Raw genomic sequence first — 26,230 nt, 5'->3', positions numbered from 1 at the left:
GGCAGCAAGCCACGTCAGTTCGCCATAGCTGCTTCAACGCGGCGTACCCGAATGCCCGATGCCGTCCGGCCGGCGCGGCACGATGCCCACGGCCGGGCGCGGCGCCGCGTTCGCGACCAGAATCATCGCCGCGCCGGCGAGACCGCTCGACACATGCTTCAACGCATGGCCGGCGATCATGTGCCGCGTCAGATCCCATACCTGCCAATCGAGGCTTTCGAAAATCTTCGCGACCCCGTAGAAGACGATCACGAGCGTCCACGCGAACACGCCGTCCACCTTGCGCGTGAGCGTCATGCCGACGATCAGCATGAGCCCGCCGAACTGAAGAATCGCGTAAGGCCACAGGCTGTTGAACAGCAGCCAGTAGCCGACGGTGGCGGGCGACACGACCACCATGATCAGCATCTGCGCCCAGCCGACGCGCTGTCCGCTCCACGACGTCCATAGCATGGCGAGGATGCCGGCGAACACGATCGTCATCGGCAGACGATCCCAGACTAGCGTCGCATCGGTCGGCGCCATGTGGTAGTAAGCCGAGCCGAATGCGGTGAAGAGCAGCCCGAACGCGGCGACGACCATGCCGGGAAATTGCGCCGGCTGGTTCGGCGCATGCCGCCTGACCCAGCGCAGACTGAGCACGCCGGCGATCAGAATGACGAAGTTCGACAGCACGTCCGACGCGTTGTGCAGCGGCCCCAGCGAGCGTTGATCGGCGAAGTGGTGATACGAAGCCGGCTGCGCGAGCGGCCAGATCATCTGCAGCGCGGTGCCCACCACGAAAAGCAGCACGCTAGCAAGCAGCAAGCGGGAGATCTTCACGTTGCTCGACTCCAGATTGGGCGAACGCTCGAAGGCGCCATGAATCGGACCCCCATGAATCGGACCCCTCACGCCGACGCGGAGCGGATCACCCCGGATCGCACAGTACCCATGCGGTCTATCCACGGCTGGGTTTGCCCCCCGTTCGGATTCGCGCAGGCTGCCCGTATCATCGAACAAAGCGCTTTGCGCAACAAGAGCGTCGGGCTGCGCGCCGATGGGCATGCCCTCATAGTATTCTTCTGAACCAATGCAAGCTGCGTGCAAGAATGCGCGCGACACTGCCAGTACGACGCGGTCGAGCCAGGCTTTGTCGAGCAACGCCACGCGATGTTCCGATTCGGGAACCGGCCGGGTCGCGCGACCCAAAGGAAGACCTGGACTCCATGCAAGCGCAGACGCACCACCCGTTGTTTCCGCCTCGTCGATGGAGGGGTGCGCTGTGCGCGCTGCTGTGCGCAAGCCTGCTCGTCGGCTGCGCGCCATTACCCTCGCTCCAGGATCGCAAGGAGTCGCATGCATTGCCGCCGGCGGTGGCCGCCACCACGGATCTCGGTCGCGCGGTCGGGCCGGAACTCGCCGCGCACACGGGGCTGTCGGGTATTTATCCGCTGTCGGATGCGCATGTCGCGTTCGCCGCGCGCATGGACCTGATCCGTTCCGCGCAACGCACTCTCGACATCCAGTACTACATCTGGCGCGGTGACCTGACCGGCACGCTGCTGCTCGAACAGATCCACGAAGCAGCGGACCGTGGCGTGCGGGTGCGTCTGCTGCTCGACGATCTCGGCATCAACTCCGCGCTCGACCCGACGCTCGCGGCGCTCGACGCGCATCCGAACATCGAGGTACGCCTGTTCAATCCGTTCGTCGTGCGCAGCCCGAAATTTCTCGGCTTCGTGACCGACTTTTCGCGCGCCAATCGGCGCATGCATAACAAGTCGCTCACCGCCGACGCCACCGCGACGATCCTCGGCGGCCGCAATATTGGTGACGAGTACTTCGATGCCACCGACGGCGTCGTCTTCGCCGACCTGGACGTACTCGCGGTCGGACCAGCCGCGGCCGATGTCTCGAGCGATTTCGACCGCTACTGGGCGAGCGCGTCCGCGTATCCGGTCGAGAAGATTCTGCCGCACGAGAGCGTCGATGAGCTGGCCGCGCTGGAGCGTAACGCGCGGGCGATCGGGCAGGACCCCGCGGCAGCGGCCTATAAGGAAGCGCTGCGCGGTCCGCGCGTCGTGCAAAACCTGCTCGACGACAAGCTGCCGCTCGACTGGGCCAAAACGAAGATGATCAGCGACGACCCCGCGAAGGGCCTGAACAACGCGCCGCCGGAAGCACTGATTTCCCATCAGCTGCGCGAAGTGATGGGCCAGCCGACCCGGTCGATTGACCTCGTATCGCCGTACTTCGTGCCGGCGAACACGGGCACCCGGTATCTAAGCGGACTTGCCGCCCACGGCGTCGACGTGCGCGTGTTGACGAACGCGCTCGAAGCGACCGACGTCGTCGCCGTGCACTCGGGCTATATGAAGCGGCGCGTCGAGTTGCTGCAAAACGGCGTGCATCTGTACGAATTGCGGCGCGTGGCAGGCGTTGCATACAAGAAAGAACAGTCGCCGGGGCCGTTCGGCAGCTCCGGGTCGAGCTTGCATGCGAAGACCTTCATCGTGGACTCGCAACGGGTCTTCGTCGGTTCGTTCAATTTCGATCCGCGTTCCGCGCATCTGAATACCGAGCTTGGGCTCGTCATCGACAGCCCCGATCTCGCGACGCGGGTCGATCGCAAGTTTCTCGCGCTGCTGCCTAAGGTCGCGTACGCGGTGCATCTCGACGAAAATGGCAAGCTGTACTGGATCGAAACGAACGGCGACGTCGAAATCCGCCACGACACCGAACCGAATACGACGTGGTACGGACGGTTCGGTGTGTGGATGCTGTCGATTATGCCGATCGAGTCATTGCTGTAGCCCGCGGTTCAGAATCGCCGCAAATCGCGATCTCGCAACGGATCAGGCGTGCGCTGCGTCTCGCGCAACACGCCATTGGTGTCGAACGCGAAATTGAAGAGCATGGGGTGGATGTTGCTTTCGATGTAACGGTACGACCAGACTTCGCGTTGTGAGAGCCGGAAAAACTGCGTTTGCACGGGACGGCCGAAATTGATCAGCACGTCGTCGCGCGTCCATTTGCCGATTTCCGCGCGATTGAATTCGCTCAGCTGCAAGACCTGACGCACGGTCACGATCTTGCCTGACGCGTCGATGTCGGCGGCGACGGTGGTCGAGCCCATCGGCTGGGTCGGCCACATCAGCCGACGGCCGCCTCCGGGCAGGTCATAGACCTCGCGCGGCGGACCCATGCGGGCGAGGATTGCCGCTTGATCCTGGCCGGCCTGGAATTGCTGCCACGGTTGCGCGCATGCCGCGAGCATCAACGCCGTCACGCACGTGAGCGCGGCGCGCCGCAAAGCCCACGACGCGCGTGCGGTTCGCGCGGCAGAGTCCGGAACGTGGGCGAGACGGGTCAGCATAGGTTCCTTCCGTTACGCGCCCGCTCGCTGATGGCTGCAGTCAGGTACCTGCGGCTTACTGCACAAGCTTGGCGCGCAGACGCGTGTGCTCTTCCTGGGAAATGGAACCGGACGCTTTCAGCTTGTCGAGCTTCTCGATTTCATCGGCGACACTGAAGCCCACCACATTGCGCAGATCTTCGCGCACCTGCTTGGCCCGCGCCTGATCGCGCTCCGCCATGCCGCGGTGCTGCGTGAGCAGATACGCGAAGATACCGATATACGGCAGGACGATCAGGAAGATCACCCACAAAACCTTGCCCCATCCGGATACGTCATGGCGGCGGAACAGGTCGCTCGATACCGTGATCAACAGCCAGAACCACAGGATAAAGATGAAGATGGAGAAAACGTCGGCCAGAAAATTCGGGAATGTGAAACCGTCATTAAAGAAAAGCATCGTTGTTCTCCATTCCGGTTGAAATTGAAAGGCTTAACGGATTTCGACCTATGGCTGCCCGCTATGGAGGGCGCATGCGATCAGCACAGCAGCGCTAAAAATTTACCATGACCGCAGATGAACTGCGCACGCTCATTCATGCGAGTTGTATGAAAGACATGCATCGGGTTCGGCGGCACATATTTCATTTGTCGTCCTCTATTAGCGAGCGGCTAATGCATGATGCGGACCTTTTTGAGGTTATAGCTTATATCGATAGAGTAACGCGAGAAATTTTTAAGGATTGCGTTCGATTGACGATTTCTGCCGATGGGGCGATCACGTCGCATGGCATTGAATATGCGTAAGTGAACGCAATGTCAAAAGTTGGCGGTTTCGCGGCGCACAGGTATTGCCGAAAGAGCGTTTTGCGATGCATCCAATGGATGCGCGCTCGCCATTCGCTCTGTTCACATTCGTAAGCAAATCTGAACAAAGACGTCTCGGTTGCCGAGTCGAGATCAGGGAAGGTTCGGGTCTTAAGCTCGCAAATTTCCGCGCCAGCATGAAGAGTTCGTTGGCAAAGCCGACTACACGTGGCAGGACGACCGGAACACGAGCGCGTCAGCAGGCGCCGCGGCTGGATCGGTCACCTCGATCGTCACATGCGTGATGGCGCTTTTCGACGCCATCGCATCGAGCCACTGCCGTGCGAGACGCGGCAGCACGTGCTGCTCGATAAAGCCGATTAAAAGACGCGCACCAGTCTCCTGCACGAGGCAGCGCCCGACGATGTAGTCGACCACCTCCGGCGCATAACTGAGCACGATACGGTTGTTGTCCACCATGCGCCGAACCACCCGATCGAGATGCAAGCGCACGATCCGCGTTAGCGAATCCGATCCCAGCGGCCGATATGGCACCACCGTGACGCGCCCTAGGAACGCAGCCGGAAACACCTTCAGCAATTCCGGCGACAGCGCCAGGCGCAGACCGTCGATGTCCGGCGCAAGCATTTCGTCCGCGCATAGGCTCGCGGTCAGTTCGGAGCCGACATTGCTGGTCATCAGGATAGTCGTATTGCGGAAATCGATATAGCGCCCATCGCCGTCTTCCATGTAGCCCTTGTCGAGCACCTGGTAGAACATTTCGTGCACGTCGCCGTGCGCCTTTTCAATCTCGTCGAGCAGCACGACCGAGTACGGACGTCGGCGCACCGCTTCGGTCAGCACGCCGCCCTCGCCGTAACCGACATAGCCAGGCGGTGCGCCCTTGAGCCCCGAGACTGTGTGCGCCTCCTGGTACTCACTCATGTTGATCGTGATCAGGTTCTGCTCGCCGCCATAGAGCGCCTCCGCCAATGCGAGAGAGGTTTCGGTCTTGCCGACGCCCGACGGCCCCGCGAGCAGGAACACGCCAAGTGGCTTGCGCGGGTCCGCGAGCCCGGCACGCGCCGTCTGCACGCGCTCGCCGATCTGCTGCAACGCGTCGTGCTGGCCGATCACGCGCGCGGCAAGCGTGGCGGGCAGCACCCGAACGGCGCTGAGCTCGTCGGTGACCATGCGTCCGACTGGAATGCCGGTCCAGTCAGAGACGATGTCGGCGACGATCGCTTCGCCAACTTCCGGGAACACGAATGACGTGTCCGCCTGCAGCTTCGATAACGTCCGCTCCAGCTCGCGCAATGTCTGCAGCGAAGTGGCCGTGCTATCAGGCGCGTCGGCTTCTGGTCCGGCCTCGGCGGCGCGCTCGCTCACGACATCGCGCGCGCTCGCCAGCGCCTTCGCCGCATCGGACTGGGCCTGCCAGGCAGCTTCAACAACACATTCTTCGAGCTCGAGCGTCGCGATCGTGGCGTTGACGTCGGCCAACGCTGCCTCGCCGCCAAGGCCGATGCGGGCCTCGTTACCGAGCAGTTCGGCTTCGACGCGCGCCGCTTGCAAGCGCTCGCGAATCCGCTGCAATTCGCGCGGCGGCGCATGCTGCGACAGCGCGACGCGCGCGCAGGCGGTGTCGAGCAGGCTGATCGCCTTGTCCGGCAATTGACGCGACGGAATATAGCGATGCGACAGTGTGACGGCCGCTCGAATCGCTTCGTCGAGAACCACGACGCCATGATGGTTCGCGAGTGTGCGCGCGAGTCCGCGCACCATGTCGATCGCGGATGGTTCCTCGGGCTCGGCGATTTGCAGCACCTGAAAGCGCCGCGTAAGCGCCGGGTCTTTCTCGATGTGACGCTTGTACTCAGCCCACGTGGTCGCGCCGATCGTGCGCAGTGTGCCGCGGGCAAGCGCCGGTTTCAGCAGGTTCGCCGCATCCCCGGTGCCGGCCTGACCGCCGGCGCCGATCAGCGTGTGAATCTCGTCGACGAACAGCACGACCGGCGCCGGCGACTTTGCCGCCTCCTCGAGGACCGACTTCAGTCTGGCCTCGAACTCGCCCTTCATGCTCGCGCCGGCAAGCAGTGCACCGACGTCGAGGCTCAATAGCCGCAAGTCGGCGAGTTTCGGCGGCACTTCGCCGGCCGCGATCGCGCGCGCGAGCCCTTCGACGACCGCGGTCTTGCCGACCCCGGCGTCGCCGGTGAGCAGCGGATTGTTCTGGCGCCGGCGCAACAGCACGTCGACCATCGTGCGGATCTCGACCTCGCGGCCAATCACCGGATCGATTTCACCGGCCCGCGCGCGCGCGGTCAGATCCGCGCAGAACTGTGCGAGTGCCGCGCCCTTCGCCGACGTTGCGAGCGCACTGGACGCCTCGCCCGGCACGGCGGACGAAAAGTCGCTCTGGTCGTAGGCGGTGTCGTCCGCTTCGGGGGAACCTGCAATCCACGCCGGCAACGCGTCGTGTAGACCGTCGAGCGCAATCTTCCCGAACTCCGGCGAAATGGCCAGCAGCAAGCGCCGCAACTCGGGCGTCTCGACCAGCGCCGCCATCAGCCATGCGCCGCGAATCCGACGGTCGCCGAACGCCAGCGTGGCGACCACCCACGCGCGCTCGATCGCCGTCTCGACGTGATGCGAAAAATCCGTGAGCGCGCTCGCGCCCGACGGCAGCGCGGCGAGCGCGGCCTGCAGGTCCCGCTCGAGCAGTTCGCGGCTGATGCCGCAATGTCTGACGATGCGGTGCAGGTCGTTATCGGACAGCGCGAACAACTGATGCAGCCAGTGCACGAGCTCGATATACGGATTGCCGCGCAGCCTGGAAATGGCCGTAGCGGATTCGATGCTCCTGAAGAGCGTCGCGCCGAGCTTGCCGAACAGCGCGTGGCGTGAAATGGACATGATGACGTTGCAGGTAAAGATGTTTGTACCAAAAAGGCGCGGCTTTGTCTTGACGTCCGGCGCGCTGCGCGCAGGCATCCGACAAAGCCCGCAGGCCAGACTGATCGAGCGACAAAGCATAGCCGTTCGATCGCCGCCTGTATTTGGGCCGTCGCCCATATTCCGCTCGACGTGCACGAAGTAGCATTCACATCTTCCACGCGCCAGTCCGCATTTTTCGCTGGTGATTTATTTGTTTCTGCGGCGAGAGAGGCTTTTAACGAATGCACGTTTTCCAGGCAGATCTGATTCGCCGTTGGCTGCCGGTCAGGCCATGAATGGATATCAAGCTCGCTGGGACCATTCGCCTGTCGAAACAGGCGCGCTCAAAACGTTCGCACGGACAATCCAATCTATCGGGCTCGCGTTTGCTGTTGCGCGAAACGATCTGTCGGAAACGGGCGACGCCAGCCAGACAGGCTTCGCAGGTGAAAACAGTCGCGCCGGCGTGCCGCGTTCGTCTGGCGCCCAGCCGAGCGCGCATGCCGACCTTCAGCCTATGTCCGACTATTTACTGAATCCGCCTGTCGAAGCAGTGAGCGCGTCCGAAGACTCTCTCCCGGCACTGCCGTCGGGCGGGAATCCGCCCGCGGACCGGATCGAGCCCGTGCTGAGGAAGCCGGATGACTTCAGCGACCTCATCGCGCTCGCCGACGAGCACGATGACGATCCGCTGCAGCGGCGTCGCGAATCGCACGCACCTGCAGACGGAGCACACGGCGGCCTGCCAATGCTTGTGGCAGCAGACATCGACGAAGCGGACCCGCTCGACGCGCTCAAGCTCGAATACCGTCATGCGCTGCTGAGCCAGAAGAACGGCAACGCGCACGAGCCCAAGGCGAAGCCAGAAGATCATCGCGAGTCGATCATCGGGGCGCCGCATGATCCGTTTGCCGGCCTTGTCGATCCTTTGCATCGCGAATCGTCGGTATTCGACCTGCTGACGAAAGGAAAGAACATCGACACGCTGCTCGAGAGCCTCGACTCGTTCGGTGCCGAGCAGATTTTCAAGGCGGACGAAAACCACGAGATCCTCGCGCTGCTCGCGCCGCGCGGCCTTCCCAGGCATCGCGCAAGCACGACCGCGCCGCTCACGCGCGAAGAACATCACATGGTCAGCGTGGACAGCCACATGGCCATGCCTGAATCGATCGAATACGAAGAGCCTGAATTTCCAGATGACGAGAACCACTGACCTGCCCGAGTCCGGTACTGCGACACTTCATAGCCTGCTCGACGCGCAGACCTATGGCGAACTCAAGGCGCAAACCATTGAGAACGTGCGCAAGCATCCGTCGAACGTGCGCGAACGCTGGCTGCTGTTCGAACTGTTGTGCGTCGACGGCGAATGGCAACGCGCGCTACGGCAGTTGCAGACGTGGGCCACGCTCGAACCGGAACGCACGTCGCGCGCCCAGATGTATCGCGGGCTGATTCGCGGCGAGATGTTTCGCACCGAGGTGTTCGCGGGTCAGCGCACGCCGGGCGAGATCGATCCGCTGCCAGAGTGGGTGAAATCGCTGCTGCAAGCCAACGCCAGGCTCGGCGAGGGCAACCTCGCCGCGGCCGACAAACTGCGCGGCGCCGCGTTGGAGGCCGCGCCGGCCACGCGCGGCGAAAGCACGCAGATCGGCGAATTCGAATGGCTGACCGACAGCGATAGCCGGCTGGGTCCCGTGTGTGAGCTGACCGTTGCCGGCGGTTATCGCTGGGTACCGTTCGACTCGATGAAATCGCTGACGCTCGGTCCGGTCACCGCGCTGACCGACCTCGTCTGGCGCTCGGCCGTCGTGGGCCTACGCGACGCGACCGTCTTGCGCGGCTACCTGCCGGTGCGCTATCCCGGCTCGGAAAGCGGCCCCCCGGCCACCAGGCTCTCGCGCGAAACGAGCTGGAAAGACGTCGGCGAAACCGGCGTGATCGCGCTCGGCCAGAAAACCTGGAGTACCGACAAGGGTGACGTCGGCCTGCTCGACCTCGGCGAATGCCGGTTCAGTCACGATCACGACGAGCGGGTATGAACACGTCCAACGCGCGACACCGTCAAGCCTACATGCCGTCGCTGATCGACCGCCTGCTCGACGATGCGCCCGCGCGGCGTAGTGAGCGGCCGGACACCTATGCGCCCAACAGCGAAGGCATGCGCCGCATCATCCAGCGTGACCTGAGCCTGCTGCTCAACACGACGAACCTGGACGACGAGATCGACATGGCGCGCTACCCGATGCTGGCCGCGTCGGTCGTCAATTACGGTCTTCCCGCGTTGTCCGGAAGCTACCTGGCCAGTCGCAACTGGGAAACCGTCGAGAAGATGGTCCGCACCGCGATCGTCCGCTTCGAGCCGCGTCTGATTCCCGAGTCGCTGCGCATCCGGCCGCTCAATAGCAAGGACCCAGTCCGCTACAACCAGCTGATGTTCGAGATTCACGGCCTCATGTGCTGGTCGCCCTATCCGCTGGAATTTCGCATCCAGAGCGCATTCGACATCGAAATGAATCACGTCACGTTCGAGCTGGACTCCGGCAAGGGAAATTGACATGGATCCACAATTTCTCGACTACTACAGCCGCGAACTGACGTACATGCGGGAAATGGCCGGCGAGTTCGCCGCGCACCACCCGAAAATCGCGCGGCGCCTTGGCATGGAGGGCATCGAGGTTGCCGATCCCTATGTGGAGCGGCTCATCGAGGCGTTCTGCTTCATGTCGGCGCGCACACAGATCAAACTCGACGCCGAGTTTCCACGCTTTACGCAGCGTCTGCTCGAAGTGGTCTATCCGAACTACGTCGCGCCCACGCCATCGATGACGGTCGCGCAACTGCGTCCCAGCCTGCGTGAAGGCGATTTCACGAAAGGGCTGCAGGTGCCCCGGCATAGCATGCTGCGCTCGGCCATCCCGCCCGGCGAGCAAACCACGTGCGAATTCCGCAGCAGCCAGGACGTCACGCTATGGCCGATCGAGATCGCTGAAGCGCGGCTCACCGCGGTGCCGCCTGATATCCCCGACACCGATCGCCATCTGTTGCCGCACATGCAATTGCGCGGCGCGTTACGGCTGCGCCTGCGCACAACCGGCGAAGTGAAGTTCAACCAGATGACGAACTTCGACCGGCTACCCATTTACATCGGCGGCGACGAACGTATCGCTTCGCATCTGTTCGAGCTGATCCATGCCGGTAGCGTCGCTTCCGTCGTGCGCGCGTACGGCGCATCGAGGGACGAAGGGCACGTGGTCGCGAAAACACCGGTCGAATTTGAAGGTCTGCAAGCGAACCAGGGCCTGCTGCCGCTCACGTGGAATACGTTTCACGGCCACAACCTGCTGCAAGAATACTTCGCGTGTCGCCAGCGCTTCTATTTCTTCGCGCTGACGCAACTTGCGGCGGGTATTGCGCGCGTGGACAGCAAGGAAGCCGAGATCGTTGTGCTGCTCGACCGTCTGCCGGAAGAGCTGGCCACGCACGTCGACGCATCGCGTTTCCTGCTGTTCTGTACGCCGGTCATCAACCTGTTTCGCAAGCGCACCGACCGCGTCGAAATCAATCGCGCGCAAACCGATTTTCATCTGCTCGCCGACCGCACGCGGCCGCTCGACTACGAGATCTTTTCGGTGTCGCACGTATTCGGTCAGCGAGCGCAAACATCGCTCGAAGTCCAATTCAATCCGCTCTATCAGACGCTGCACAGCGACGTGGGCAACCACGGCCGCTATTTTTCAGTGCGCCGCGAACAGCGCACGCTGTCGGCCAATGCACGCAAGTACGGCACCCGCACGCCGTATATCGGCACCGAGGTCTACGTGTCGCTCGTCGATCAGGCGGAGGCGCCGTACGCCGACGACATCCGCTACCTGTCGGTCGAAGCGTGGGTCACGAACCGTGACCTGCCGCGCCTGATCCCGCGTAACGGCAAAACCGACCTCACGATGTCGGACTCCGTGCCGATCGAGGGCGTGCGCCTCGTGCATGCCCCGAGCGCGCCTCGCGCGCCCTACGCGAGCGGTGAAACGGCGTGGCGTCTGATCCGGCAGCTGAGCTTCAATTACATGCCGCTCGCCGAACTCGATCACGGCGATGGCGGCCAGGCGCTGCGCAACATGCTCGGACTTTTCGTCGCCCCGGGCGAACACAACCAGGCACGGCAGATCGAGGCGCTCGTCGGCGCACGCACCGAACCGGTGGTCCGGCGTCTGCCGGGCGATGGCCTGCTCGTCTATGGGCGTGGCGTGCGCTGCGAACTGACGGTCGATGAAACCGGCTTTTCGGGCATCAGCCCGTATCTGTTCGGACTCGTGCTCGAGCATTACCTCGCGCGTCACGTGTCGATCAACGTGTTCACGGAAACCGACCTCCGTTCGATGCAGCGTGGGCTGATCACCCAATGGCGGCCACGCATGGGCGGACGCGGAGCGGTATGAGCATGGATGCGTCGCTTGTGAGCGTCTTCGCGCCAACGCGATCATCGCTCGATCCGCAATCGCTCGACGCGTGGTTCGATCCCGACACGCCTTGGCAGTCCGGCTTCCTGAGCCTGCTGCGCGCGATCGCCGCGCGCGATCCGTTGATGCCGTTGCCGGGCACGGCCAGTCTGCCGCAACAGGAGCCGTTCCGGATCGGCCAGCAACCCACACTGGCCTTTGCGCCGCGCGAAATCGCGTCGCTCGGCACGCGAGACGGCCGCCTTGATGTGCGGCTATTCGGACTCGGCCTGTGGGGGCCGCATGGGCCGCTGCCATTGCATATGACGGAGCTGGCTCACAGTCGTGTGGAAAGCCACCAGGATCATGCGCTGGTCGGGCTCGTCGATCTCTTCCATCACCGCGCGCTGTCGCAGTTTTACCGCGCGTGGGCGTCAGGGCAAGCCACCGCGTCGCTCGACCGTGCCAGTGACGAAACGTTTTCGTTCTACGTCGCCAGTCTGATCGGCGTCGATCCGGCCGAGGCGAAGCAGTCCTGTCTGCCCACGCACTCGCGTTACGGCGCGGCGGCGCACCTCGTGCGCGAGGCGCGCACTCCGCACGGCATCGCGGCGACGCTCTCGCATTACTTCGGCGCGCCGATGACCATCGAAGAATTCGTGCCGCACTGGATCCATCTGTCCGCATCCGAACATACGAAACTCGGCGTGCCGGGGCCCGCGGCGATCATCGGTGAAGGCGCGCAGCTCGGCGAGGCAATCCCCGACCGGCAGCACAAGTTCCGGCTCGTCGTCGGTCCGCTCGACCTCGATCAGTATCTGCGCCTCACGCCGCACGGCGAGGACCTGCCGACGTTCGTCGAATGGGTGCGGGCCTTCGTCGGCCATGAATACGTGTGGGAGGTCAAGCTGCTCGTCAAACCGCGTGCGGCGCCAGCCGCCTGCATCGGCACGTCGCAGAGGCTCGGCTACTCGACGTGGCTCGGTGATTCCCCCGACGACCTGCCGGTCGTCGGCATGGTTTTCGAACCTGAACAGTGCAACGGCCAACCCCGGAGTTCCTTCGCATGAACGCCAACACGCCCGCCGCCATGCTGCGCTTCGCCGACCTGCTCGAACCGGTCTCGGCCGACATGCGTTGCGGTCCCGATCTCGAATACGATCCTGCTTTCGTGATGCTGGAGGCCGCCGCGGCCCCACGCGCCGAGGCGCAATACGGCGACTTCGTCGACGTGCCGCCACCGGCCAATTGGGCCGAAATCGAACGCGATTGCCGCGCGCTGCTGCTTCGCACGAAAGACATCCGCCTCGCGGTGATCCTGCTGCGTTGCCGAACCCGGCTCGACGGCGCGGCCGGCCTGCGCGACGGCCTGGCTTTCCTGATGGCGATGTTCGAATGCTATGGCGAAGCGCTCCACCCGCTGCCCGTGTTCGAAGGCAAACGCGACCCGGCGATGTTCGCGAACGCGGTGGGCGGACTCGTCGATCCGGATGGCGCGCTGGCCGATGCGCGCGACATCCCGATGCCGAGGGCGGCGGGGCTGCAACTGCATGTGCGCGACATCGAAAAATCATTCGCGACACCGCACCAGAAAGACGCACTCGCCCCTGAATCCGTCGTCCGGATGCTAAAGGAATGGTGGGGCCGGCGCGATACGACGCTTGCCGCACTGGTCGAAGCGCAGTGTCTGACGCAGCGCATTGCCTCATGGTGCGATGAGACGCTCGGTGTCGATGCACCCGATCTCGGCCCGTTGTGCCGAGCGCTGCAGCCATTCACGCAAAATCAGGTGTACGGCGGCGGCGCGTCCGTGCCGGCAGCCGCCCGAGCGGTCAGGGAGCCGGACGACGACACGGTGCCCGGATCGGCGCCGCCTGCCGTCGCTGCGGCAACGCTACCGCGGTCCGACGCGCCGGCCGACGTGCCGGCCGACGTACCAATAGCTGCCGCGCCTTCTCCAATGGATCGCTGGAGCGCGCTCGCAGCCATTCAGGAAACCCGCATGTGGTTCGAGCAAAACGAACCGAGTAGCCCCGTCATTGTTTTGCTGCGCCAATCGGAAAGGATGGTGGGCAAACGGTTTTCGGAACTCGCCCATATCATTCCCGCCGATTTACTCGCTAAATGGGACGAGATCGACAGTTGAGGCAGCGTGCACGCATGTGCCACTTTCTTCGCTGTCAGCCCATTTAGTCCGCCGCTCAACCAACAACTTCCAATGAAAAGACTCATTCAATTTTTTATCCTCGTTTGCTTCGCGATACCCCATTTCGCGTTTGCCACCTGCACCCAGTTGAAGCCTTCGCAGATTGCCGAACTGCTGTCTCAAGGCTACATGGCGGGACACCCATTAGCGGTCAACATACCGTTCCAGCAAAGCTCGGTATCGATCGATCCGGGATTACCGGTCGGCACGGTGATCGCCACGGGCTTGTCGCCGGCGTACGCCACCTATGCGAACTTCGCTGACTGCCTCAACGGCGGCACGGTAACAATCGGCTATTTCAACGCAACCCCGTCCGTCGTGTCGGGTGTCTACAACACCAACGTCCCTGGAATCGGTTTTCGTGTGACCTATCTTCGTGCGAGCGGCACGAATTCGCCACTTCCGTTTACGCCGTCATTTACCGCCGGCGAGCCTAACCAGGTCATCTACGGTCGCTTCGGCATTGGCTCCCAATTCAAGGTTGAACTGGTCAAAACGGGTGACATCGCGAGCAATGTCGACGTGATGTTCAATACCCTCGGAACCGGCATTGCCGACGGTGACGGCAGTCAGGTCGTGACCATCACAGGCGGCGGCATCAACGTCAAGGTTCTTCCGAGCTGCTCGGTCAACGCCAGCACACTGAATATCGATTTCGGCACGTTCGGCCCAGCCGATGTGTCGACCACAAACGGCCCTACCCAGCCAGTCGATTTTACGGTGCTCTGCACCGGTCCCACGCCACCGGCTTCGATCACTGCCGTACTTTCCGGAACACCTGATACAGACGATAGCAGCATGTTGAAGAACACCGGCGCCACGCATCTCGCGATTCGTTTGCGGGACGTTCCAACCAACACAATTTTTAGGCCCAACGATCCGACCAGCACCGTTGTCCACACCCCGCGGGGCGCGATGCAATCGCCGTTCGAGCTCGAAGCCAAGGTGCTGCGCGTGGGAACTGCGGCCCCAACGGCGGGCAGGATCCAGGCGAGCGCAACGATCACAATGACCATCCTGTAAGCCGACTATCCATGACGGACGCGTTCCACAAGCAATCTGTATGACCGATTCATCCGTCACACGGCCGAATTCAATCTTCGTGCAAATCGCAAGTTATCGCGATCCGCAGTTGATTCCCACGTTGCTTGATTTCATCCATCACGCAAGAAAGCCGGATTTGCTACGCATCGTCGTGTGTTGGCAGCATGCGTCTGACGAACCGATAGGCTGGTTCTGGCAACAGGGCTTTGGTAAATGGCGGACGGAACAGACCGACAGCTGGAGCATCCAGCATCTCAGTTATGGCGGCGCGAAAATCGAGCTCATCGACGTGCCGCACATGATGTCGCAAGGTGCATGCTGGGCCCGTAACCTGCTCCAGCAGCGCTATGGCGGGGAGCGCTATACGCTGCAGCTCGATTCGCATCACCGTTTCGTCGACGGCTGGGACATGCTCGTGATCGACATGCTGGAATCATTGCGCGACGAAAGCCCAAAACCGGTGCTGACCACCTATCTTCCGATGTTCGACCCCGAGAATCACGACGCTCGAAAGAGCGATGAGCCAAGAATGTTGGCTTACTCGAGCTTCAACACAGACGGGGTGGTGGTGTTTCGCTCGAAGAAGCTCAGCGACTGGAGGACGCGCACCCGCCCTGTCCGTACGCGCTTCTTCAGCGCACACTTCGCATTCGCCGACGGCCATTTTGTCGAAGCCGTCCAACACGATCCGCATTACTTCTTTCTCGGCGAGGAGATTTCGATCGCCGTCCGCGCGTTCACCCACGGCTATGACCTGTACTGTCCGCACCGGCTGATCGCCTGGCACGAATACAAGCGCTCGTATCGCGCCAAGATCTGGAACGACCATACTCAGGAGGCCAAGGAACGGGGTGATATCGAGGAGCCCTGGAACGATCGCAACCAACGCTCTTTTCAGCGCAATCGTGCGCTGCTCGGCGTCGACGGAGAGACGCTGGCGCAAGGAGATTTCGGCAAGTATGGACTCGGCGCCGAACGCACGCTAGCCGATTACGAAGCGTACGCAGGCATCAGCTTTGCATTGCGCGGTATCCAAGAGTCCGTACTCAATGACGAGGTGCCAGTTCCGGGCGCACAGGCTGTCAGCGAAGCGACATGGAAAGCCTCGCTGTTGCGCGCGAACGACGTGCGCGTGTGCGTACATCGGACTAGTGTCGACAAACATGCGGTCATTCCCGGCATCGAGCACCCCTTGTCGGCCGCCACGTCCGCCGTCGTCGTCATCTGCGACAACGGCGACACTGAGCTGTGCCGCAAAAACATCGACGCCGGCCGGCTCTCCCAACACCGGAATAGCGACTGGCTCGACTTCCACGAGACGTTCGAATCAGAACTTGAGCAGATCCCAGCCTGTTTCGTCGTGGAATTGTTCGACCGTGCCGGCAATGTTCTGAGTCGGATTCGGCGCACCATCGATGCATGACGCGTCCGCACCCGCAACGTGCGGGAATGATTCCGGCGCCGCGCGGCCGAGAGGGTTGCACCACGTCAGCGGATTCGGCGCGTAGCGATACGGACTGACGCCACCATCACCGGTGCGATCCGGGCTGATATAGCGTCCCGAGTGAGGATCGTAGAAACGCGCACCGTTGTAATACAGCGTGGTTTCATCGTCCGCATACTGGCCGGCGTAGCGGAGCCGCTGCGTCAAAGCGTCAGTATTTCCCCACTCCGGCGCAACGAGATTGCCCCACGCACGATAACGCTGCTGCCACACGGCCCGCCCGGTTTCGTCGGTTAGCGCGACGGCCGTACCGGCGACGTCGGTGTGGTAGTGATAGACCTGCGTGTCTTCTATCGTCCCATCGTCCGCGAGCGTCTGATCCACGCAAGCGAGCGGCGCGAAGCCGGTCGACCGGTCCGGCTCGGGTTGATACAGGTACGTGCGAAGTGCCACTGCGCTCTGCTCCTGGATCACTCTGAATCCCTGCCACAGATAGCGCGTGACCTCATCCTGCACAGGGGTCGATGGTTGCGGCGCTCGACGCGGCGAAGCCGGTTCGACAAGCGTCGCGGTACGTCGACCGATTGCATCGTACCGATAGCGCACCGTGCAGTCCTTGCGATGCGCGGCAATGACGCGCCCCTCCGCATCCCAATCGAGCGACAGCATAGGGTCGCCGCCGCTTCTGCGCACCAGTTGTCCCCACGCGTCGTACTCGTAGCGATGGCCGCGGCATTCCCGCAGCCGATGATCCGGATAGACGGCCGGAAACCAGTTTCCGCCGGGCGCATCGAGCAGATTGCTTGCCGCGTCCCACGTGAAATACTCGATGTCCAGCTGATCCGACACGCACCGCAGCAGGCAGCCGCGCCGGTCATAGTCGAACCACGTCTGGCCGCCAGCTCCGCCATCCGTTCTGACGATGACGTCAGCGGGACTGTAATTGGCTTCGCGCCACAATTCGATCACATGTTCTGTCGCGGCGCCCGGCGTGTCCACGTCAGATCCCGTTACCGAGCGCCACCACACGGGCAGTCCGAGCGGCGAATAACCCGTATGCGTGCGCAACCGGCCTTGCGTGCGCGCAATCTGGCGTCGCATCGCCGTCATACCAGAACCGCGCAATTCGCCGCTCATCCAGTTCGACGAACGCGATATCGCCGGATTCGAAGCGGCGTGTGCGCACCTGCTGCCCCTGCGGCAGTTGCGTCGCGACGAGGCGACCAACGGCGTCGTACGTATAACGCACGGTGCCGTTTGCTCCATGCTCCGCGACCACACGGCCAGTGGCGTCGTGTTCGAAGCGGACTTCATCGGTGCCGATGCCGAGCAACTCGCCTTCCGGGGTCGGTGCGCGGCTCACGCACTCGAGCGGGCCACGCGGTCCATAGCGATACGCATAGCGGTTATGCGTGGTTTCGCGCCCGATCAGGCGGCCTGCGTTGTCGTAGTCGAACGTTTCGCGGCGCTGTTGCGCGCCCGCTCTCCACGTGATGCAACGGATCTGGCCGGCATCCTCGTAGTCGAAACTGCGCTCGACACCGTCCGCGTCCGTGATCGACCGGCAACCGCTCGCGTCCCACTGCAGCGACCGCACCGCGCCGTTCGGGCTTTCGACTCGAACCAGACGCCCATGCGCATCGTACTGATGCGCGATCACGTGACCCTCCTCGTCGATCGCCCGCACGATCTTGCCGCGCCGATCCCGATACCAGTGCCGACTGCGACCACTGGGACCGACGAACGAAGTTCGCTGACCCGCGGCGTTCCACACATGACGCTCGGTCCGGCCGTCCGGACGCGTCACCGTCAACGGCCGACCGAGACCATCGCGCTCGACTCGCGTGACGGCGCCGAGCGCGTCGGTCACGCTGATGACATGGCCATCGACGTCGTACTCGTACGCGGTCGTGCTTCCGCCTGCTCCCGTGCGCCGTGCCACTTGGCCCCAGGCATTGCGCGTGTAGACGGTCGCGATATCCTGCGCGTCCGTCGAACGCACGACATCGCCATCGGCATCGTATTCAAGGCGCGCGATTTCTCCGCACGGCGCCTGACAGTGCACCGGCTGCAAACGATCGTTGCGCACCCACATCCACGTGCGCCCATCGCTCAGCGCGACCGATACGGGCTCGCGCGACGCAAGCGCATAGTGCGTCGAGCGGGTTTCGCCTCGCGGGTCCGTTTCGCATTCGATCCGTCCGAGCATGTCGTATTCGAGTCTAACGATGCGCTCGCCGGGCAGTTGCATGGTGAGCGGCGCGGCAGCGTCGCCATAGCTGAAGCGATAGCGTCGGCCGTCGAAGTCCGTGTGCGATAGCACGCGGCCCTGCTCGTCGTATTGCCAGCTCGCGTCGTTGCCGAAGACGTCGCTGACCGCACTGGTCCGGCTATCGACGTCGTAGGCAAAGCGCTCGCGCGCGCCTTCGGACGTGACGCGTTGAACTACCCGCGCCGCGCCCCCGATCGATTGCCACACGTAGTGCGTTGCCATCCCGAGTGCGTCGGCCTCCTCGACGACCCGTCCTTCGCGGTACGCAAAGCGGCGCACGAGTTCACCGACGCGGTTGCGCACTTCCGTCAGCTCCCCATGCGGACTGTAGCCGTACTGGACCAACGCACCGGTCGGACCACCGTGGACGCATTCGACGGCAACCAGACGCACGCCCATCCGCGCCTCGTAGTGCATCCGCAACTCGTGACCGCAGGTGCCGCGCACGCGCAGCAAGCGCCCGTCGGCATCCCAGATCAAACCGATCCGCTGCTTGCGCAGATCTTCGACATACTTGAGCCGGGCTATCCCGTTCGCGTCGAACTCGCCGAACACACGGTAGTGCGGCGTCATATCCGCAACGACCAGTCGTCCGTCGCTCAGATGCGCGATGTGCAATTGCGCGGACGACACGATCACTTGCGACCCGCGCGCCGGAAACGGCACGCTGAGCGTGCTGCCGAATTCGTCGGTGTAGACGAGTTGATCGTCCAGCTTGCGCAGCGTGATTTCCCACCTCATGCGCCAGCCGACGCCGAGCAGCCCGAGCGCGTGCTGGTTGCTCGAATAGCAGCGCGACCATTCGAGCGGAAGTCGTCCGCGCAGCGCGAAGTCGGTTTCGTCGGCGGGCAGACAGATCTTGCTGCCGCTTATCACATCGACGGAGGCGCACAGAATGCCCGACAGCGCGCGACGCACCCGATACCGGTCGACCACGTCGCCAAGCCGCTCGCAACGGTCGAGCAGCGGTCCGGCACTCGCGAGCGGCAACACGACGCCGGGCAGCCTGACCAGTTCCCCGCCTATTCCATCGATTCCAGTCGTCACTCGAGCATCCTCGCCGTCACTCGCCGTCACTCGCCGATCAGCACGTCCGGCGAGCCGACGGACAGCGCCGAGCCACACGAAATCGAGCCGCCGACTATTGCCGCCGGCACGTCGTTGATGAATACCGAGCCCGAACCGACAACCAGCGATTGCGCGGACGGGTGAAGCGAGCACACCACGGAACTGATGCCGACGAGCCCAGCCGGTATTCCATTGACGAAGACCGATGGCGAGCCACTGGTGACCGAACCACCATCGGCGATCGGATCGCCTTTGCGAACCACTGCATACATGATCGATATTCTCAATAGAACAGGAAGCCCGTGCGCGAATATGCGCTAACGCATTCGGCGACGCACGGGATCGCGAGGTGCGCTGTTACGCGTCCTGGCCGGTTGACGGCGGTTCCTCGTCCGATGGCTGCGGTGCCTCATCCGACGGCTCCGGCGCCTCATCCGACGGCGGCGGTACTTCATCCGACGGCGGCGGCACCACGATCGGCTTGCACGGATCGGGCACAACTATGCACGGAACATCCGATGGATCAAGTATCACGACCGGAACAGGCACTGTGGTCGCATTGCCCTTTTCCGCATCGGAAGGGTTGAGTTCCAACGGCATACCCTTTACCACCACACGCTCTTCACCCTGGATACGGATTTTCTTACCGATCAGCTTGATCTCACCATCCTTGGTCATGGTCAGCGACGACTTGCCGCACACGATAGACAGTACGCCGCCGGCGGACAACGAATAGGCCCCACCGACCGCGTGCGTAGACGCGCCACCGACCGTAACGGTACGCGCTCCGCCCACCGTCAACGTGGACAGTCCGCCAACCGCGATAGTCTCCGCGCCCCCGATATTCGTCGACTGCGCAAGACCGACGGAATAGAAAGCGGCATGCTTGACCCTGACCGAGTACTTGCCGCCAACGATCGTGCTGGACGCGGCGCCGACAGTCATGCTGTGCGCGGCGGCCACGCCGATCGTGTAATCGGCACCGACCACGTGCGATTCGTTGACCTTCGTCAGGCGGTTCATGTCCCGTTCCGCCTGCACCGTGAATTCCTCGGCACCTGCCTTGTCCTCGAAACGGATGCTGTTGTAGTTCTGCAAGCCCCCTTCCATCGACCGGCTCATGAAACCGCTCTGCGTCGCGTTGCCTGGCAAGTCATAAGGTGGACGCGTCGCCGTGTTGTACAGGCTGCCGGTGATCAGCGGACGATCCGGATCGCCATTCCAGAAATCGATGATGACTTCCTGCCCGATGCGCGGAATGTAGATGCCCCCGAAACCCTGACCCGCCCAAGCCTGGCTCACACGGACCCAGCAGGAGTCGGTCTCGACGTTTCGGCCGTAACGGTCCCAGGCGAAGCGGACCTTCACGCGACCGAATTCGTCGGTCCACAGTTCCTTGCCCTCGGGACCCACGACAACAGCCGACTGCGGCCCGCTGACGGTCGGCTTCGGTGTCTGTTGCGGCAATCTGAACACTTCGCTCGTCGGCTGCGCGTCGAACTTGTTGCTGCATGTGTACTCGTAACCGCTACCCGATTCGTCCGGCGTACCGGTCAGTTCGAGTTCCGTACCGATGATCAGGTATTCGCAGTTCGCGGCCGTATAGTCGTAGTTGGTCAACACGAACGTCTGCCCGCACGCGAGTCCGCGCACGTTACCTTCGCCTTTTGCTCGCATGGCCGGCGCGCGCAGCGCTTCCATGCGCGTGCGCGCGAGCAGCTCGCCATGTCTGCTGTCGGTGTAATCGCCCGGCCAGTCGTAGCGCTCGAGCAGGTTCCAGCTGGTGTCGCGCGGCTGCTGATTGATCGCCCGCATGTCGGCGCGCGAACGCGTGAAGTCGAAGTCGCTCGTCACATAGTGACCCGTGCACAAGACTTCGGCCGTCGAAAACGCGCTGAGGTATTCCGTGTCGGTCTTGCCGTCCTGCGGTTGGAACGCCAGCGCCCGGTATGAGGGGTGCGGCGACTGGCGGTGCGCGCCAATCTGATCGCACAACACGAGCCGGTGTTTGCCGTCGGCATGCTCGAAAAACCAGTAGATGCCCCACTCTTCCATCAAGCGATGAATGAAGTCGTAGTCGGTCTCGCCGTACTGGACCTGGAACGCGCGCGGGTCGTTGGTCGGACTTTCGCCGTCGAGCGCATAGCGGCTCAAGTCGAGACGCCTTTCGACCGGGTACGGATAGTCCTTCAGAACCTCGTCGATGATCTCGATGACCGTCTTGTTCTGGAAAATCTTGTAGTCGGTCGTCAGCGTCGCCAGCCACAGCCAGGGTTTCAGCACGACGCGATAGACGTTGTAGCGGCCCTCGCGACGCAGGTATTGCGCGGCAACGACGAGCCCGGTGAGTTCCCGCTGACCTGCTTCGGTACCGGCGCTCGGGTCGACAGGCGGCTCGAGGTCGATCGCGACGGTCATTTCCTTGCCTAGCAGCGCCTTCAGGTCGATGTTGGCACTGACGGCAAGCGGCACTGTGTAATCGTCGGGCGTGCGCAACAGCAGTTCGTATTCGAATAGCTGGCCGAGATACTCGCCGCCTTTCAGTGACATGAACTCCAGCGCCGGCTGCGTCAGTCCATTCGCGGTCTGACCAGGCCACTGCGGTATCGCCGCGCTGGATACAGTCACTGCGCGGCGCTGCATACTTATTGCGTTCAAGGGATTATTTGACATGCACTCCTCTCATTCTCCGTTTCGAAAAGGCGCTACAGCGCGGCGGCGGATGCGGAACCGGCCGACGCGTCCGCTCGCCTTGCCATGCTTTTTTCACTGCCGGGACAACGAAAATCCCTCAGCAATGCCGTGAGTTGCGGGCCCGACTGTCCGCCCGATGTCAGTTCGATTACCGCGTGCCGGTCGTCGAAATTGAAATCCACCGCCGAGCGGCTCGCCGACAGCGTCGCCGTCACGCGGCCCCGGTCGATCAGACGGAAGAGCGCCCACGGACCATCGCTGATGAGGGTCGACGTGTCGGGACGCACGCGCGGATTCGCGGTGAGGCCGGCCATCGAACCGCCGCGCGGCCCCGGCCACGTGATCGGGAACGTCGTGACCGGACCGTGCGCATAGCGCAGATTTTGTCCGTCGATGTCGATCAGCAGATCGGTGATCTCGGGGGCTAGCGACACGACCTTGAGGCCCGCGCTCCACGACATCCGGGTCGCGCCAGGATCGCGGAAAAACGTCTGGCGGATCGCCGCGGCGCGCTCGAACGGTTCGAGGCTCGGTCCCTGCATGGGCGGCATGCCGGGACTGACCGGCCGATAGCGCCAAGGCCGCATGCTCGTATCGACACGGCTGGCGAGCGTCTTGTGGAAGAAGTCGTCGAGCAGCCCGCCGGCCGCGAACACACGGTCGAAATCGTCGATGTCGACTTCCTGGGAGCTCGCGGCGAACGGATATTTGCCTTCGACAGCACGGCGGCATTGCGCCCCAACGCTCGATTCGACCTGCATCGTGAGCAGGGATCCGACATTGCGGTCCACCTTGCGCATCGACTGCGACGCGAGGCCCACGAGCACGGCACGAAACGGCGGCGGAAGCTTCTGCGCCTCGAGCTGCATCGTGGAGCCGAGATCATCCGTGGGCGGCATGCTATTGGTGGCGAGCACGTCGCCGGCCGTCATCAGATGTGTGTACTGCTGGTTGATCAGCCCGATGATGCCGCCCAGCTGTAGCACGCCGCTGCCGCCGGACAGTGCGCTCGCGCCGTCGGCCTGGCCCGTCACGACTTCGCGCAGCGCGGCGAACCGCCTGTCGACCCATTCACGTTCCATCTTCTGCTGCGCGAGCTGACCGATCGTTGCGGCCGCGGCCACGGCGCTCGCCGCGCGCGCCGCCTGCGAGCGACGCATGATCACGTTCATCGCACTCCCGGCGGGAGAGGGATCGTCCGCGCCCTCAGTGACCGATAGCGACGTCTCGCGCGCGGCCGTTCGCGCGAGTCTCGCCAGCGGCGAATCCGGCGCAGCGAGCGTGCGCAGCGTCCGCAGATCGGGCGCCAACGTGCCGTCGCTGCCCGACACCGGTCTCACGTCATCCAGAAACTGGGTCCAGTAATTGCCGTAGTCGGTCAAGTACTGGCGACGGATATCGTCGGCGAGCCTGTCCTTGCGCAGCACGTTGCCGTTTGCCATCTGCCGCCGCCGCGCCGATGCATCGGCCTCGCCCATCACCCACGCGTCCTGTGTTTGCGCCTGCTCGAGAAATTCCGGCAGGCGCTTGTTAAAAACCGCGTGATAGCCGTCGTAGGTATAGAGACCCGGGATGCCTCGCGCGAGCGTCGAGCCGTCGGCCAGCATGAACACGGTAGTGGCTTGCGGACCCGCGGCGCTCAACAATGTGACGTTCTCGGGCGCCTCGGCGGACATGGCGTTCATTGCACGTTCGTAGAGCCTCCCGGACGCCGGGTTGCGGCCAAGGAACTCGCGCGCGCGACGCACCAGCTCCGTATTCACCGGTTTTACCGGCACTGCGGGAACGTCGTCGGCCAACAGCGCGTCGAGGTGTCGCGCCATCACGTTGCGTTCACCGAGCGGTGCGACGCTATTGGCGTGCTCCCAGTCGCCGAGTACCCATGCCTTGATCGCTTTCGCGTCGTAGTGCGAGAGATCGAACAGCATCAGGTAGACCAACAGCGTGCGATAAACGCCGTCTGCGTCCTGTGCGCCGATTTGCGTGTCGAGCACCGTTTCGAGCCGGCCGACGACTTGCGGCAGCAGCATCTGTTTCAGCAGATTGTTGTAGGTCTGGCCGGCTGCGTTGCTGATTGCGGGCGCCGTGTAGAGGCCGTAGCGCCATGCGAGACCGGGACTGTCGAGGTCCAGGCCCTGGAACTGAGGCAGCTCACGCGACGCTGACAGTATCGGTCCCATCGCCCCGGGCTTCCGAGCCTTGCGCTGCGGCAACACACGCGCGGCGAGCCCATTGGCCTTGTCATCGATCGTGGCAAGATACTCGCGGTTATTGCCAAAGCTCACGACGAGCGCACCGATCAGCCACACCGCCACGACGATCGCGAGCAAATGCCCGGTAAGGCGCAACGCGCGGAAGCGGATGTTCCAGTACAGGTTCGGCCGCACCAGATGCGCTTCGGCCAGAATCACGCGCTGGAACAGATTGCGTAGGAAATAGCCACGATAGCCGGTAGGCGCAGAGTCGCCGCCGGAGGACGGCGAGACCGTCTTCGACGCGGCACCGACCCAACCCGCAAGCCCGCGACGCAGCCGCTGCAATAATGTGGTGCGGTCAGCCGGCACGGCTTCGTGAGTCTGCGCCGCGCTCGTGAAATAGACGCCGCGCAGCGTGCTGTTCAATTGCGTGTCGTCGTATTTCGAATCGAGAAACACCAGCGCGAGCAATTCGTTGAGTTCCGCGCACAGGCCACGGAATTCAGACGGCAACGCATACAGCTTCTTGCGCAGATCGACTTCGTACACCTCTTGCAGCCGCGTGTTGATGCCGTCTTCGAGTCCCTGCTCCAGTTCACGCATTTCGGCCGCGCAGTTCAGGCGCAGGGCGTCGCGGCCGTGCTCTTCCGCCTGCTCCTGATAAGGCAGTGTGAAGCCCAGAATTTGCGCGCGGCTTTCCGCCGTCAACGACTGGAAATACGCGCCGAAACCGGGCAGCAGATCGAGCTTCGTGACGAGCACGTAGATGGGAAAACGAATCCCGAACTGCTGGCACATCTCTCCAAGCCGTGCGCGCATCGACGCAGCGAGCGCCTTGCGCTCGGAAGCCGGGCCCGTCAGCAATTCTTCGACGGACACGGTCAGCAACGCGCCGTTGATCGGCGCGCGCGGGCGCCGCTTACGAAGCAGCCCAAGAAAGCCGCGCCACTCGGCCTCGTTCGCGCTCTTCAGGTCCGCCGGTTTGATATCGACTTTCGCGGCCTGTTGCGACGCCGCGTCCTGAACCGTATAACGGCCGGCGGTATCGATCAGCACCGCCTCGTTCGCGAACCACCAGTCGCAGTTCAGCGTTTCGATGCGGCCTCTCAGCGACGCCGCGACCATCTGGTCCGCCTCCGGAAAATCCAGACCCGAGTTCAGAATCAACGTCGTCTTGCCTGCGCCTGGCGAACCCACCACCATGTACCACGGCAGTTCGTACAGATAGCGCTGGCTTTCGAGCAAACGACGCAGCCCCGCCGGCCCCCCGCGCATACGTTTGAGCTTGTCGATAGCCTTCGCGACGACCGAGTGAAGCGCACGCATTTCGTCTCGCGCGACAGGCAGCGCGGCCGGCTTCTTCGTGAACGGGTTCAGCACGCGCTGCAGCAGTACGTCGTCGCTGCGCACTGCACGCCACAGGCGATACAGCCCGTAGATTGCGTAGCAGGCGAGCAGCACCGAGATCAGCAGCACGCGGGACCACGTCGTGCCGAGCGGATGTATTTCGCCGAATGCGAGTATCGGTCCGAAATACCAGAGCGCGACACACAGCAACGCGACGCCGATGGCACCCGGCGACCAGCCGAGCAGCCAGAACAGCAGCAACAACAACAGCACGACGCTCGACAGCATGCGCGAGAGCATGCTGTCGAGCGGGCGATAGTCGCCAAACGCAACCAGCGGTCCGACGAACCAGACGGCCACAGCCGCGACGAGGATCGCCGCGATCACCAGCGTCTGGCGCGTGAACACGAGTTTCGATAAACGGTTCAAATAAGACATCAAGG

18 protein-coding genes are annotated in these 26,230 nt (G+C 63.2%); 9 read left to right on the top strand and 9 right to left on the bottom strand.

The features are described from left to right. Positions 1 to 33 precede the first annotated feature (33 nt). Complete coding sequence (locus OKW43_RS34710) at positions 34 to 822, bottom strand: hypothetical protein (protein ID WP_187637650.1); 789 nt, start codon at positions 820 to 822, stop codon at positions 34 to 36. Between the two features lie 386 nt (positions 823 to 1,208). On the opposite strand from OKW43_RS34710, the gene OKW43_RS34705 reads away from it, so the two are divergent. Continuing rightward, a complete protein-coding gene (locus OKW43_RS34705; protein WP_429452897.1) occupies positions 1,209 to 2,795 on the top strand; it encodes a phospholipase D family protein in 1,587 nt (528 codons plus the stop codon). A gap of 8 nt (positions 2,796 to 2,803) precedes the next feature. Here OKW43_RS34705 and OKW43_RS34700 read toward each other — a convergent pair whose 3' ends face one another. The 3 genes from OKW43_RS34700 to tssH form a co-directional block, all read right to left on the bottom strand. Next, complete coding sequence (locus OKW43_RS34700; protein WP_429452895.1) at positions 2,804 to 3,358, bottom strand: hypothetical protein; 555 nt, start codon at positions 3,356 to 3,358, stop codon at positions 2,804 to 2,806. Positions 3,359 to 3,413: 55 nt separating this feature from the next. Continuing rightward, the gene (locus OKW43_RS34695) at positions 3,414 to 3,797 is read right to left on the bottom strand and encodes an SHOCT domain-containing protein (protein WP_187637653.1); all 384 of its coding nucleotides are present in this window, start codon (positions 3,795 to 3,797) and stop codon (positions 3,414 to 3,416) included. A gap of 569 nt (positions 3,798 to 4,366) precedes the next feature. Then, positions 4,367 to 7,060, bottom strand: coding sequence for a type VI secretion system ATPase TssH (tssH, locus tag OKW43_RS34690; protein ID WP_429452892.1), 2,694 nt, complete (start codon positions 7,058 to 7,060; stop codon positions 4,367 to 4,369). A gap of 538 nt (positions 7,061 to 7,598) precedes the next feature. On the opposite strand from tssH, the gene OKW43_RS34685 reads away from it, so the two are divergent. The 8 genes from OKW43_RS34685 to OKW43_RS34650 all read left to right on the top strand — a co-directional run bounded on the left by OKW43_RS34685 (position 7,599) and on the right by OKW43_RS34650 (position 16,190). Further along, positions 7,599 to 8,294 carry a TagK domain-containing protein gene (locus tag OKW43_RS34685; protein ID WP_187637655.1) on the top strand — a complete coding sequence of 232 codons (696 nt, stop codon included), beginning with the start codon at positions 7,599 to 7,601 and terminating at the stop codon, positions 8,292 to 8,294. Next, entirely contained in the window at positions 8,278 to 9,120 is an 843-nt protein-coding gene (locus OKW43_RS34680) for a type VI secretion system accessory protein TagJ (RefSeq protein ID WP_187637656.1), read from the top strand. Before OKW43_RS34685 ends, OKW43_RS34680 begins: the two co-directional genes overlap by 17 nt. Beyond that, positions 9,117 to 9,635: a type VI secretion system baseplate subunit TssE gene (tssE, locus tag OKW43_RS34675; RefSeq protein WP_187637657.1), complete on the top strand. Its 519-nt coding sequence runs from the start codon at positions 9,117 to 9,119 to the stop codon at positions 9,633 to 9,635. The genes OKW43_RS34680 and tssE overlap by 4 nt, the downstream gene beginning before the upstream one ends. Before the next feature lies 1 nt (position 9,636). After that, on the top strand, positions 9,637 to 11,517 hold the full coding sequence (gene tssF / locus OKW43_RS34670; protein WP_429452889.1) for a type VI secretion system baseplate subunit TssF: 1,881 nt from the start codon (positions 9,637 to 9,639) through the stop codon (positions 11,515 to 11,517). A 2-nt stretch (positions 11,518 to 11,519) separates the two neighbouring features. Then, on the top strand, positions 11,520 to 12,587 hold the full coding sequence (gene tssG / locus OKW43_RS34665; protein WP_187637659.1) for a type VI secretion system baseplate subunit TssG: 1,068 nt from the start codon (positions 11,520 to 11,522) through the stop codon (positions 12,585 to 12,587). Next, on the top strand, positions 12,584 to 13,663 hold the full coding sequence (locus OKW43_RS34660; protein WP_429452887.1) for an ImpA family type VI secretion system protein: 1,080 nt from the start codon (positions 12,584 to 12,586) through the stop codon (positions 13,661 to 13,663). The genes tssG and OKW43_RS34660 overlap by 4 nt, the downstream gene beginning before the upstream one ends. 72 nt (positions 13,664 to 13,735) lie before the next feature. Further along, entirely contained in the window at positions 13,736 to 14,746 is a 1,011-nt protein-coding gene (locus OKW43_RS34655) for a fimbrial protein (RefSeq protein WP_429452885.1), read from the top strand. Positions 14,747 to 14,786: 40 nt separating this feature from the next. Further along, positions 14,787 to 16,190: a GlcNAc-transferase family protein gene (locus tag OKW43_RS34650; RefSeq protein ID WP_429452883.1), complete on the top strand. Its 1,404-nt coding sequence runs from the start codon at positions 14,787 to 14,789 to the stop codon at positions 16,188 to 16,190. On the opposite strand, the gene OKW43_RS34645 is transcribed toward OKW43_RS34650, so the two are convergent. The 5 genes from OKW43_RS34645 to tssM all read right to left on the bottom strand — a co-directional run bounded on the left by OKW43_RS34645 (position 16,095) and on the right by tssM (position 26,225). Next, the gene (locus OKW43_RS34645) at positions 16,095 to 17,210 is read right to left on the bottom strand and encodes an RHS repeat-associated core domain-containing protein (protein ID WP_429452881.1); all 1,116 of its coding nucleotides are present in this window, start codon (positions 17,208 to 17,210) and stop codon (positions 16,095 to 16,097) included. The two genes, OKW43_RS34650 and OKW43_RS34645, sit on opposite strands and share 96 nt — an antisense overlap. Before the next feature lies 1 nt (position 17,211). Next, a complete protein-coding gene (locus OKW43_RS34640; RefSeq protein ID WP_429452879.1) occupies positions 17,212 to 19,530 on the bottom strand; it encodes a DUF6531 domain-containing protein in 2,319 nt (772 codons plus the stop codon). 26 nt (positions 19,531 to 19,556) lie between these two features. Next, a complete protein-coding gene (locus OKW43_RS34635; protein ID WP_187637664.1) occupies positions 19,557 to 19,823 on the bottom strand; it encodes a PAAR domain-containing protein in 267 nt (88 codons plus the stop codon). Between the two features lie 85 nt (positions 19,824 to 19,908). Then, positions 19,909 to 22,224, bottom strand: coding sequence for a type VI secretion system Vgr family protein (locus tag OKW43_RS34630; RefSeq protein ID WP_246530279.1), 2,316 nt, complete (start codon positions 22,222 to 22,224; stop codon positions 19,909 to 19,911). A 32-nt stretch (positions 22,225 to 22,256) separates the two neighbouring features. After that, entirely contained in the window at positions 22,257 to 26,225 is a 3,969-nt protein-coding gene (gene tssM / locus OKW43_RS34625; RefSeq protein WP_429452876.1) for a type VI secretion system membrane subunit TssM, read from the bottom strand. Positions 26,226 to 26,230: the final 5 nt, after the last annotated feature.

Source organism: Paraburkholderia sp. WC7.3g, from assembly GCF_050436345.1.
Classification (GTDB): domain Bacteria; phylum Pseudomonadota; class Gammaproteobacteria; order Burkholderiales; family Burkholderiaceae; genus Paraburkholderia; species Paraburkholderia podalyriae.
This window is presented reverse-complemented; position numbering and strand designations above follow the sequence as displayed.

Coding starts and splice junctions, on each gene's coding strand:
- OKW43_RS34695 (WP_187637653.1), bottom strand. CDS start 3,797: ATGCTTTTCTTTAATGACGGTTTCACATTCCCGAATTTTCTGGCCGAC.
- OKW43_RS34685 (WP_187637655.1), top strand. CDS start 7,599: ATGTCCGACTATTTACTGAATCCGCCTGTCGAAGCAGTGAGCGCGTCC.
- tssE (WP_187637657.1), top strand. CDS start 9,117: ATGAACACGTCCAACGCGCGACACCGTCAAGCCTACATGCCGTCGCTG.
- OKW43_RS34660 (WP_429452887.1), top strand. CDS start 12,584: ATGAACGCCAACACGCCCGCCGCCATGCTGCGCTTCGCCGACCTGCTC.
- OKW43_RS34650 (WP_429452883.1), top strand. CDS start 14,787: ATGACCGATTCATCCGTCACACGGCCGAATTCAATCTTCGTGCAAATC.
- tssF (WP_429452889.1), top strand. CDS start 9,637: ATGGATCCACAATTTCTCGACTACTACAGCCGCGAACTGACGTACATG.
- OKW43_RS34655 (WP_429452885.1), top strand. CDS start 13,736: ATGAAAAGACTCATTCAATTTTTTATCCTCGTTTGCTTCGCGATACCC.
- OKW43_RS34700 (WP_429452895.1), bottom strand. CDS start 3,358: ATGCTGACCCGTCTCGCCCACGTTCCGGACTCTGCCGCGCGAACCGCA.
- tssH (WP_429452892.1), bottom strand. CDS start 7,060: ATGTCCATTTCACGCCACGCGCTGTTCGGCAAGCTCGGCGCGACGCTC.
- OKW43_RS34630 (WP_246530279.1), bottom strand. CDS start 22,224: ATGTCAAATAATCCCTTGAACGCAATAAGTATGCAGCGCCGCGCAGTG.
- OKW43_RS34705 (WP_429452897.1), top strand. CDS start 1,209: ATGCAAGCGCAGACGCACCACCCGTTGTTTCCGCCTCGTCGATGGAGG.
- OKW43_RS34635 (WP_187637664.1), bottom strand. CDS start 19,823: ATGTATGCAGTGGTTCGCAAAGGCGATCCGATCGCCGATGGTGGTTCG.
- tssM (WP_429452876.1), bottom strand. CDS start 26,225: ATGTCTTATTTGAACCGTTTATCGAAACTCGTGTTCACGCGCCAGACG.
- OKW43_RS34680 (WP_187637656.1), top strand. CDS start 8,278: ATGACGAGAACCACTGACCTGCCCGAGTCCGGTACTGCGACACTTCAT.
- tssG (WP_187637659.1), top strand. CDS start 11,520: ATGGATGCGTCGCTTGTGAGCGTCTTCGCGCCAACGCGATCATCGCTC.